Source organism: Azospirillum formosense (genome assembly GCF_013340925.1).
GTDB lineage: Bacteria > Pseudomonadota > Alphaproteobacteria > Azospirillales > Azospirillaceae > Azospirillum > Azospirillum formosense.
The window spans coordinates 1-10,329 of record NZ_WHOR01000208.1 but is presented as its reverse complement, the minus strand read 5'-3'; the positions used below and the strand labels follow the sequence as shown (position 1 = coordinate 10,329).

General features: G+C 70.6%; 10 protein-coding genes. 4 read left to right on the top strand and 6 right to left on the bottom strand.

Annotated features, from left to right (window positions below):
• On the top strand, positions 1-736 hold a 736-nt coding region (locus GBZ26_RS21735; RefSeq protein WP_211104889.1), incomplete at its 5' end, for an alpha/beta hydrolase family protein.
• A gap of 118 nt (positions 737-854) precedes the next feature.
• Positions 855-3,128, top strand: coding sequence for an adenosylcobalamin-dependent ribonucleoside-diphosphate reductase (locus GBZ26_RS21730; protein WP_174440638.1), 2,274 nt, complete (start codon positions 855-857; stop codon positions 3,126-3,128).
• 6 nt (positions 3,129-3,134) lie between these two features.
• On the opposite strand, the gene GBZ26_RS21725 is transcribed toward GBZ26_RS21730, so the two are convergent.
• The 3 genes from GBZ26_RS21725 to pdxR form a co-directional block, all read right to left on the bottom strand.
• Entirely contained in the window at positions 3,135-3,779 is a 645-nt protein-coding gene (locus tag GBZ26_RS21725) for a DedA family protein (RefSeq protein WP_211104888.1), read from the bottom strand.
• Positions 3,780-3,879: 100 nt separating this feature from the next.
• Entirely contained in the window at positions 3,880-4,581 is a 702-nt protein-coding gene (locus GBZ26_RS21720; RefSeq protein WP_174440637.1) for a glutamine amidotransferase, read from the bottom strand.
• A 136-nt stretch (positions 4,582-4,717) separates the two neighbouring features.
• A complete protein-coding gene (gene pdxR / locus GBZ26_RS21715) occupies positions 4,718-6,208 on the bottom strand; it encodes a MocR-like pyridoxine biosynthesis transcription factor PdxR (protein WP_174440636.1) in 1,491 nt (496 codons plus the stop codon).
• 113 nt (positions 6,209-6,321) lie between these two features.
• On the opposite strand from pdxR, the gene GBZ26_RS21710 reads away from it, so the two are divergent.
• On the top strand, positions 6,322-7,560 hold the full coding sequence (locus GBZ26_RS21710) for a benzoate/H(+) symporter BenE family transporter (protein WP_174440635.1): 1,239 nt from the start codon (positions 6,322-6,324) through the stop codon (positions 7,558-7,560).
• Positions 7,561-7,586: 26 nt separating this feature from the next.
• Here the strand turns inward: GBZ26_RS21710 and GBZ26_RS21705 are convergent, their stop codons facing one another.
• The gene (locus tag GBZ26_RS21705; RefSeq protein ID WP_174440634.1) at positions 7,587-8,516 is read right to left on the bottom strand and encodes a LysR family transcriptional regulator; all 930 of its coding nucleotides are present in this window, start codon (positions 8,514-8,516) and stop codon (positions 7,587-7,589) included.
• A 96-nt stretch (positions 8,517-8,612) separates the two neighbouring features.
• Here GBZ26_RS21705 and GBZ26_RS21700 point away from each other — a divergent pair, with 96 nt between their 5' ends.
• On the top strand, positions 8,613-9,395 hold the full coding sequence (locus GBZ26_RS21700) for an NAD(P)H-dependent oxidoreductase (RefSeq protein ID WP_174440633.1): 783 nt from the start codon (positions 8,613-8,615) through the stop codon (positions 9,393-9,395).
• Positions 9,396-9,400: 5 nt separating this feature from the next.
• On the opposite strand, the gene GBZ26_RS21695 is transcribed toward GBZ26_RS21700, so the two are convergent.
• Both GBZ26_RS21695 and GBZ26_RS30380 read right to left on the bottom strand, forming a co-directional pair.
• On the bottom strand, positions 9,401-9,853 hold the full coding sequence (locus tag GBZ26_RS21695; RefSeq protein WP_174440632.1) for a DMT family transporter: 453 nt from the start codon (positions 9,851-9,853) through the stop codon (positions 9,401-9,403).
• Positions 9,854-9,932: 79 nt separating this feature from the next.
• A complete protein-coding gene (locus GBZ26_RS30380; RefSeq protein ID WP_247884864.1) occupies positions 9,933-10,154 on the bottom strand; it encodes a helix-turn-helix domain-containing protein in 222 nt (73 codons plus the stop codon).
• Positions 10,155-10,329: the final 175 nt, after the last annotated feature.

Genomic DNA, 10,329 nt, shown 5'->3' with positions numbered 1-10,329 from the left:
CCCCAACCCCATCGCCGTGGCTTGGATGCACGGCGACATCATGGGGACCAAGCCGACCTCCGTCGGCCACCAGGAGGGGCTGGGCGTCGCCGCCATGATCGACCAGGAACGCGCCCTGGCGGAGCGGTTCGGCATCCCCTTCCTGTTCCTCGCCCGGCCCGGCGCCTATGGCAGTTCCGGCCGCTTCTGGACGACGCGGCACACACCGCGCGAGGCGGCCCTGATGAACGCCCTGCTCGACGTCCTGAAGTCCCGCTACGGGGTGACGGAATGGGCACTGGGCGGGCACAGCACCGGCGGCACGCTGACCGCGGAGTTCCTCGCCCGCCGCCACGATCTGCGCTGCGCGGTGATCTCCTCCGGAGCGCCGGCCTACCGGGCCTATCTGGAGGCGCGCGGGCTGCGGACGCTGCTGGCCCGCCCGCAGGGCTGGTTCGACCCCGCCGAATCACTCGACCGCATCCCGCCCGATCCCAAACGCCGCGTCTTCGTCATCGGCGACCCACGCGAGACCAACATCCCGTTCCACACCCAGCGCGGCTACTTCGACGCCCTCGCGGCGCGCGGACACGCGGCGTGGCTGGTGCCGCTGGAGCGGGCACCGGCCCCGCGCCACCACAGCCTCGTGGACTTCGGCGAAACCGCGCTCGGCCTGTGCGGGTCCGGCGCCGAAACCGGCGGGATCCTGGCGACGCTCAAGGCCATGCCGGACCAGCGGGGCCGCATCAGCAACTGACCGACGGAACGCAAGAGGAACGGCTGGGTTGACCCCCGGAAGGGCGGCCCCTACTCTTCGGACAGGGTTGTCGGCGGGACGGCGTTTTTGATCGGCCGCCCGCGCAAGGGGAGGACGCATGACGGGGATCGCCGCCATTTCCCAGCGCATCTGGGACATGAAGTATCGCTTCAAGTCCGCCGCGGGCGACCCCATCGACCAGACCGTCGCCGACACCTGGCGCCGCGTCGCCACGGCGCTCGCCGCGCCCGAGGCCGAACCGGCGGTCTGGGCGCCGCGCTTCGAACGGGCGCTGTCCCGCTTCGAGTTCCTGCCCGCCGGGCGCATCCTGGCCGGTGCCGGCACGGGCCGGGCGGTGACGCTGTTCAACTGCTTCGTCATGGGGCGGATCGAAGACGACCTCGGCGCCATCTTCGCCCATCTGCGCGAAGCGGCGCTGACCATGCAACAGGGCGGCGGCATCGGCTACGACTTCTCCACCCTGCGGCCGAAGGGCGCCTTCGTGAAGGGCGTCGGCGCCGACGCCTCCGGCCCGCTGTCCTTCATGGACGTGTGGGACAGCATGTGCCGCACCATCATGTCGGCGGGCGCCCGGCGCGGCGCGATGATGGCGACGCTGCGCTGCGACCACCCCGACATCGAGGACTTCATCGACGCCAAGCGCGAGCCCGGCCGGCTGCGCATGTTCAACCTGTCGGTCCTTGTTACCGACGCCTTCATGGACGCCGTGCGCGAGGACCGGCCCTGGCCGCTGGTCTTCGACGGCCGGGTCCACCGCGAGGTGCGCGCCCGCGGCCTGTGGGACCGCATCATGCAGGCCACCTACGCCTATGCGGAGCCGGGCGTCATCTTCATCGACCGGGTGAACGGTCAAAACAACCTGAGCTATTGCGAATCCATCTCCGCCACCAACCCCTGCGGAGAGCAGCCGCTGCCCCCCTACGGCGCCTGCCTGCTCGGCTCGATCAACCTCGCCGCCCTGGTGATCGACCCGTTCGAGGAGACGGCCCGGCTCGACACCGACCGGCTGAAGGAGCTGACCGCGCTCGCCGTGCGGATGATGGACAATGTGGTGGACGCCTCGCGCTTCCCGCTGGAGCCGCAGGCGCAGGAGGCCCACGCCAAGCGCCGCATCGGGCTGGGCGTCACCGGGCTGGCCGACGCGCTGATCCTCTGCCGCACGCGCTATGGCGGCGAGGCGGCGGTGGCGCTGACCGAGTCCTGGCTGAGGATCATCCGCAACGAGGCCTACCGCGCCTCCGCCCTGCTCGCCGCGGAGAAGGGCGCCTTCCCGCTCTACGACCGCGACGCCTATCGGAGCGCTCCGATGGTGCGCGGGCTGGACGAGGACGTGCGCGCCCTGATCGGGGAGCATGGCATCCGCAACGCGCTTCTGACCTCCATCGCGCCGACCGGCACGATCTCGCTGTTCGCCGACAACGTGTCGTCGGGGATCGAGCCGGTCTTCTCCTACAGCTACGAGCGCACCGTCCTGATGCCCGACGGCACCCGCCGCACGGAGGAGGTGAGCGACCACGCCTACCGCCTGTTCCGCGCGCGGTTCGGGGACGAGGCGCCCCTGCCCGACTGGTTCGTGGACGCGCAGTCCCTGACCCCGGCGGAGCATGTGGTGATGCAGGCGGCCGCCCAGCGCCATGTGGACAGCTCCATCTCCAAGACCATCAACTGCCCGGAGGACCTGCCCTTCGACGCCTTCAAGGACGTCTATTGGCAGGCCTACGAGCTGGGTTGCAAGGGCTGCACCACCTACCGCCCGAACGCGGTCACCGGCTCCGTCCTGTCGGTGAAGAAGGAAGGGGCGGCATCGCCTCCCGTTCCGATGGCCAAGCCGCCCGACCGTCCGGAAACCCTGCCGGGCGAGACCTACAAGGTGCGCTGGCCGGACAGTGACCACGCCATGTACATCACCATCAACGACATCGTGGAGAACGGGCGGCGCCGGCCCTTCGAGGTCTTCATCAACTCCAAGAACATGGAGCATTACGCCTGGACCGTCGCGCTGACCCGGATGATCTCCGCGGTCTTCCGCCGCGGCGGCGAGGTCGGCTTCGTCGTGGAGGAGTTGAAGGCAGTCTTCGACCCGCGCGGCGGCGCCTGGATGCAGGGCCGCTACGTCCCGTCCCTGCTGGCGGCCATCGGGGACGTCATCGAACGGCATCTCAAGGCCATCGGGATGCTGCCGGACGACGGGGCCGTCGACGGAACGCTGACTGTGCTGCCGACCGCCGACGCCGCCCCTGGTCCCGCACCGGTGGTCATCGGAGCCGAGCCGGCCAAACTCCGGCAATGCCCGAAATGCGGCCAGCCCGGCCTGATCCGGCAGGAAGGCTGCGACAGCTGCCTGAACTGCGGCTATTCCAAGTGCGCCTGAGGGCGGTCAGCACCGCGACGGCTCGCCGGAAATCGGCGGCGCCGGCACGCAGGGCGTGTCGCCTCCGTTCCGGGTGACGGCCGGCGGCGCCGCGCCGCCGGACAGGAGGTCTTCGATGCCGACCCCCTTCACGATGGCGATGCCGGGCGCCATCATCAAAGGCACCCAAATCACCGCGGACAGCAGGTTGGCGGTCTGGAAGCTGTGGTGCGGCATCGCCATCATGCCGGCGGTGATCGGCACCACCGGCCGCAGCGGGCCGAGGAAGCGGGCAAAGAAGACGCTCTTGCCGCCGTGGCGCAGGAAGAAGCGGCTGCCCCGCTCCAGAAGCTCCGGCCGCTGGCGAAACGGCCAGACCACCGGAACCCGATCGCCGAACACCCGGCCAAGCCAGTAGGACACGGCGTCCCCCAGCACCGCGCCCAGCGCGAGGGCGACGTAGACCTGCCAGAAACCGAGAGCACCGGAGGCGACCAGCGCGCCTCCCGCGGCGATCAGCACCACGCCCGGCACCACGAACCCGACGAAGGCCAGGGTCTCCGCGAAGGCGCACAGGAAGAAGATCACCTCCGCCCAGGAGGCGTTCGCTTCGATGAAGGCGCTCCAACGCTCCATGCCGTCGATCAGCACATTCCTTGCTGCGTCGTTCATTCAGCTTCTCTGTGAGGCGGCTCGTTGGAGCGGACTGTGCCACAGATCGGCAGCGCCGTGCAGATCGATGGAACCCCCATCCCGCCTCACCGCACAGGAATCAGGGCACGGCCTGAAGCCACTCGGCCAGCATCCTTTGCCCGGCCTCGCGCAATTCCGGGCCGATCCGCGCCGCTTGACCGCGCAGCACGCGGGGGTCGATGCCAGCCCCCGCCAATTCGGCGGCATGGCCCGTCAGCCATCGTTCGATGCCGGCGGCCACATCGACCTCCGGATGGAATTGCAGGGCCAGCGTGTGGCGGCCAACCGAAAACCCCTGGGTTGCGCAGAGCGGCGTCGACGCCAAGCTCTTCGCCCCGTCGGGGATCTGGAAGGCGTCCCCATGCCAGTGGAGCACCCGAACACCCTCCAGATGGCGAAGCGGCCCGTTCCGTCCGGCATCGGTCAGCGTGAGCGGCGCGAAGCCGATTTCCTTGTGGCCCATGGGGCGCACCGCCGCGCCGAGCGCCTTGGCGATCTGCTGCGCGCCCAGGCAGATGCCGAGAGTCGGGCGCCCCGCGGCCAGCCTTGCCGCCAGGAGGGACGCCTCCTCGGCGAGATACGGATAGGCGTCGCTTTCATAAACCCCGACAGGACCGCCGAGGACGATCAGCAGATCAGGCTCCAGCGGATCGAGCCTTGCGAACGGCGCCGCATCGAGATCGTGATAGCGGATCGAATAGCCGGCATCCGACAGCACCGCGCCGAAGATGCCGAGGTCTTCGAAATGGACGTGCCGGATCGCTACCGCTGTCTTGTGCATGGGTCGCCTCCCGCTCCCGCGCCGGGAGCGTCGTGGGTTGCTCGGCTCTCGGATACCAGACGAATGGCTCGCTGTGCCCAGCCAATGTCCGGTATCGGTCCAGACCAATTCTCCCTATTCCGGACACCCGGCCAAGCTACGGCGTCGCCGCCGCGCGAAGCGCCTTCTCCAGCTTTCTGACGGCCACCTCGATCTCGAAAGGCGTGTAGGCCGCAAAGCCCATCAGGAAGCCGGCCTTGCCATCACCGGCGGCGTGCAGCGCCGACAGGCCGAGCAGCTCGATCCCGGCCCGGCGCGCCGCATCGACGGCGGCGCGCTCCGTAAGGTCGCCGGTCAGCAGGCAGGGCATCTGCAAACCGCCGATGGGAACCTGCGGCTCGACAAAGTCCGACAGGTGCTTGGCGACGAGGCCCGCCAGCGCGTCGAGGCGCTCGGCGTAGACGCCGCGCATGGTCCGCACATGCGCCCCGAAATGCCCGCCCTCCATGAAGCGGGCCAGCGTGAGCTGCGCCATTGGTGCCGTGTGCCCATCCAGCAGGGTGCGCGCGACGGTCATCGGCTTCACGAGCGCCGGCGGCAGCACGGCGTAGCCGATCCGCAGCCCGGGAAAGAGCGACTTGGTGAAGGTGCCGATGTAGATGGTGCGGCCGTGCGGATCGAGACCCTGCACGCAGGCCGTCGGCTTGCCCGCGTAGCGGAACTCGCTGTCATAGTCGTCCTCGATGATCCAGGCCTGATGGCGGGCCGCCCACTCGATCAGGGCGAGGCGGCGGTCCAGCGCCAGCGTCGCGCCGGTCGGGAATTGGTGGGACGGCGTCAGGAACACCGCCTTCGCCCGCTGCGGCTCGGCCAGGATGTGATCGACGACGATGCCCTGCCGGTCGACGCGGATCGGAACGCAGTCCAGCCCCGCCGCTTCGAACGCCTTGCGCGCCCCGTAATAGGCCGGGTCCTCCAGGAAAATCCCGTCGCCGGGGTCGAACAGCATGCTCGCGCAGAGCGCCATCGCCTGTTGCGAGCTGGTCAGCACCAGGACGCGGTCGGCGGTGGCGCGCGCGCCGCGTTCGAGGTTCACATAGTCGGCGATGGCGCGGCGCAGCGGCTCGGTCCCCTGCGGATCGCCGTGGAACAGGCTGTGCGCGCCGACCTCCTTGCGCACCTGCCGTTCCAGCCGTTCCCAGAGCGCGAGCGGAAAGGTCCGGGTTTCCGGAACGCCATGGGCGAAGGGCCGCGGCGCCGCCATCTCGCGCACGCCGCCCCCCTCGAACACGGCGGCACCGCGCCGGCTGAGCGCCGGTGCCGGATCGCTCGGGAGCGTGTCGCGCCGGGACCGGCGGCGGCCGGGGGTGAACTCGCTGATCTCCGCGACGAAGCTGCCGCTGCCGACGCGCCGGTCGATGAAACCTTCGGCGTGAAGCTGGGCGTAGGCCGCCTCAATCGTGTCGCGGGACACCCCCAGCGAGGCGGCGAGCGCGCGCGAGGCAGGCAGCGGCTTGCCCGGCCCGAGCGCGCCGTCGACAATCAATTGCCGGACGGCCCGCTGAATCCGCGCGTGGAGCGGCATTGCCGCGTGGGCGGGGTTGGCGATCCACGCCTTCACGGACTCAAGCTGGGAATGCCGGAACAATTGGTCTGGCCTTCTTAAGGAAAGCGGACGGGCACATCAGGCCATTGCTCGGGTAGTTGTCAAGGCCGCTCATCGCCCTTGCGGCTCGAACCGTCCGGAGGTCCCGCGCAACCATGCCACCCAATCCAAACCCTATCCGCCTCAACGACCTAGCCCACCCCGTCGTGGCGGGCCTGATCTCCGTCATCGTCAATTACGGCGGCACCTTCATCCTGGTCTTCCAGGCGGCGAAGGTCGCGGGCCTCAGCCCCGACCTCACCGCCTCCTGGGTCTGGTCGGTCTCCATCGGCGTCGGGCTGACCGGGCTGTTCCTGAGCTGGCGCCATCGCGAGCCGATCATCACCGCCTGGTCCACCCCGGCCGCGGCGTTCCTCGTCACCGCGCTGGCGACGACGCCCTACGCCGAGGCGGTCGGCGCCTACATGATCTCGGCGGCGGCCTTCGTCGCGCTCGGCCTGTCGGGCTGCTTCGAGAAGGTCATCCGGCTGATTCCGCCCGGCATCGCCTCCGGCCTTCTCGCCGGCATCCTGCTTCCCTTCGGCATCGGGGCGTTCGGCGGGGCCAGCGTCGACCCGCTGCTGGTCGGCCTGCTGATCGTCGCCTATGTCGCGCTGAAGCGGCTGTCCGCCCGCTACGCCGTGGTCGGCATCCTCGTCCTCGGGCTGGCCTTCCTGCTGACGCAGGGCCGCGTCGATCTGTCGGGCCTGTCGCTGGAGTTCGCCGCCCCGATCTTCACAGCACCGGACTTCTCGCTGAACGCGCTGCTGTCGGTCGCGCTGCCGCTGTTCCTGATCACGCTGTCCGGCCAGTACATGCCGGGGATGCTGGTCCTGCGCAACGACGGCTTCACGACCAGCGCCAACCCCATCGTGACCGTGACCGGCCTCGTCTCGCTGCTCATGGCCCCGTTCGGCTCCCACGCCTTCAACATCGCCGCCATCACCGCCGCCATCGCCACCGGCAAGGAAGCGCATGAGGACCCTTCCAAGCGCTGGATCGCCGGGATCGCGGCGGGCGTCTTCTACGTGCTTGTCGGGGTGTTCGGGGTGACGCTGGCCGCCGTCTTCATGGCCTTCCCCGCGACCTTCATCACCGCGCTCGCCGGTCTGGCGCTGCTGGGCACCATCGGCGGCAGCCTGGCCGGGGCGATGGCCGACCCGGCGTCCCGCGAGGCGGCGCTGATCACCTTCCTGGCGTCCGCCGCGAACATCAAGCTGCTCGGCATCGGCGGGGCCTTCTGGGGCCTGCTGATCGGCCTCGTCGCCCACCTCGTCCTCAACGGGCGCCTGCGCCTGCCCCGCCGCAGCCTGGCGGTAAGAAAGGGGGCGGCGACCGAGGGGGCGGCCCCGTAATCATCCTATCGGCTAACCCCGGGCGGCTATCCCCAAGACGGCCGCTCGATCCCGGGGATGGTCGCGACCGTCTCCGCCAGGAATTCCACCAGCAGCCGGACCCGCGCGATGCCGGCGCGCTCCGGCACGATCAGCAGGTTGAGCGGCACGGCGGGCGGCGCGTGGTCCGGCAGGAGAACCTCAAGGCGGCCGTCGGCGAGCAGGTCGTCCACCAGCCAGACATGGGCCGGGCCGATGCCGCGGCCGGCGAGGTAGGCCTCGCGCGCGGCCAGCCCGTGATCGACCCGCAGCCGTCCCCCAAGGGACACGGCGTGGAGCGCGCCGTCCGGCCCTTCGAGCGTCAGCCGGTCGCTCCCCGCGATGTTCGACATGCGCACGCCGTCGAACCGCGCGAGGTCGGCCGGCGTCGCCGGCCGGCCGTGCCGCTCCAGACAGGCCGGCGCCCCGACGAGAACGCGCCGGCTCGACCCGAGCGCCCGCCGCTTCAGGGAGCTGTCGGTGAGCGGACCGAGGCGGATGGCGAGGTCCACGCCGTCGCGCACGAGGTCGATGCGCTCGTCGGTCAGGCCGAGATCGACGGCGATGTCCGGATGGCGGTCCTGGAAGGCGAAGATCAGCCGGCTGATGTGCCGGACGCCGAGCGCCGCCGTGCAGGACACCCGCACCGTCCCGGCCGAGGCGCGGCCGGTGTCGCGTGCCTCGTCGCCCGCCTGTTCGACGAGGCGCAGGATCTGGACGGCGTTGGCGTAGTAGCGCTCGCCCTCCACGGTCAGCGCGACACGCCGCGTGGTGCGGCTGAGCAGAGCGACACCCAGCGCCTCCTCCAGCTCGCGGATGTGGCGGGTGACGCTGGATTGCCCGATGGCCATCTCGCGCGCCACCGCCGACAGGCTTCCCCGTTCGGCGACGCGGACGAAGGTCCGCATGCGGTCCAGCGTGACGTTCGATTGATCCATTTTACGGCAGAGTTCCATCCATTCGCCATGTCTACCGGATCAATTGTCGTCCGCATAGCTTGGAGCGCACATGCTTCAAGCGAACAGGTGCCTGTGATGAACGTGCTGATCGTCTTTGCCCACCCCGACCCCCACTCCCTCAACGCCGCCCTGCGCGATGCCGCCGTTGCGGAACTGGAGGCGCAAGGGCACGCGGTGCGGGTTTCCGACCTCTACGCCATGAACTGGAAGGCCGCGGTGGACCATGCCGACTTCCCCAGCCTCGGCGAGGGGGAGCGCCTGAAGGTGGCCGCCGCCTCCGGCGCCGCCTTCGCCGCCGACGCGCTGACCGACGATGTGAAGGCCGAGCAGGAGAAGCTGCTGTGGGCCGACGCGCTGATCCTGCAATTCCCGCTCTGGTGGTTCACCATGCCGGCGATCCTCAAGGGCTGGGTCGACCGTGTCTACGCCTACGGCCTCGCCTATGGCGTCGGCGAGCACAGCGACCGGCGCTGGGGCGACCGCTACGGCGAGGGCCGCTTCGCCGGCAAGCGCGCCATGCTCGTGGTGACGACGGGCGGCTGGGCCGAGCATTACGCGCCGCGCGGCATCAACGGCCCGATCGACGACCTGCTGTTCCCGATCAACCACGGCATCCTGCATTACCCCGGCTACGACGTTCTGCCGCCCTTCGTCGCCTACCGGGTGGACCGCTTCGACGAGGCCGCCTTCGCGCGGGCGGCGGAGCAATTGCGGGAGCGGATGCGGACGCTGGAGACGACGGCGCCGATCCCCTTCCGCCGCCAGAACGGCGGTGACTATGCGATCCCCAGCCTCGAACTCCGCCCCGATCTGGAAGCCCCCGGCGCGTCGGGCTTCGCCCTCCACCGCACCGCCTGAGAGCGCTACAGCCGGATCAGGACGACGCCGAGGACCAGCGAGGCGGCGCCGGCCAGCCGGGTCGGGCTGATCGGCTGCTGCGGCAGGCCGAGCAGGCCGACATGGTCGAAGGCGAGGGAGCCGAGCATCTGGCCGACCACGATCAGCGCCAGCACGGTCGCCGCCCCCAGGCGGGGCACCATCAGGATGGCCGTCCCGATGAACAGCGCGCCGAACAGCCCGCCGGTCCAGGTGACCCACGACCCCGCCCCGCTCACCGCTTCGGCGAGGCGGGGACCCGGCGCGAGGAGCGCCACCGCCAGCATCGCCAGCATCCCGACGACGTAGCTGACGAAACCCGCCCACCAGGGCGAGTCGAGGTCGGCCCGGAGATTGGCGTTGAGGACCTGCTGCAACGCGACGCTGACCCCGGCGCCGACCACCAGGAGGTACGAGGCGGCGGACAGTGCGATGGACATGCCATGCTCCCAAGATTGGCTGTGGGTGAATGCCGGATGGGTAGCAGGCGGCGCGGCGGCGGTCTGGTACGGATGTGACCTACCCGGCCCGGTAGCGGCCCGGAGTGACTCCGAAGGCGCGGCGGAAGCAGCGGCCGAGATGGCTCTGGTCGGTGAAGCCGGTGTCCGCCGCCACCGCGGCGATGGGCTCCCCCGCGCGGAGCAGCAACCGCGCCTCGTTCAGCCGCTCCTGAAGCCCGAAGGCGTGCGGCGGCACGCCGTGAGTCTTGCGGAATCGGCGGGTGTAGCCCTCGCGGCTCATCCCGGCCGCGGGGGGCGCCCCCCCCCCCCCGCCCCCCCCCCCCCCCCCCCCGCACACCGGGGCGGGGGCCGCCCCCCGCCCCCGGGGGAGGCGACGGGCACCCGCCAACACCCGCAGGGGCCCGCTCCTCTTCACAAACGTCGCCTCCCCCGGCCCACACCCCGGTGAGCTATGG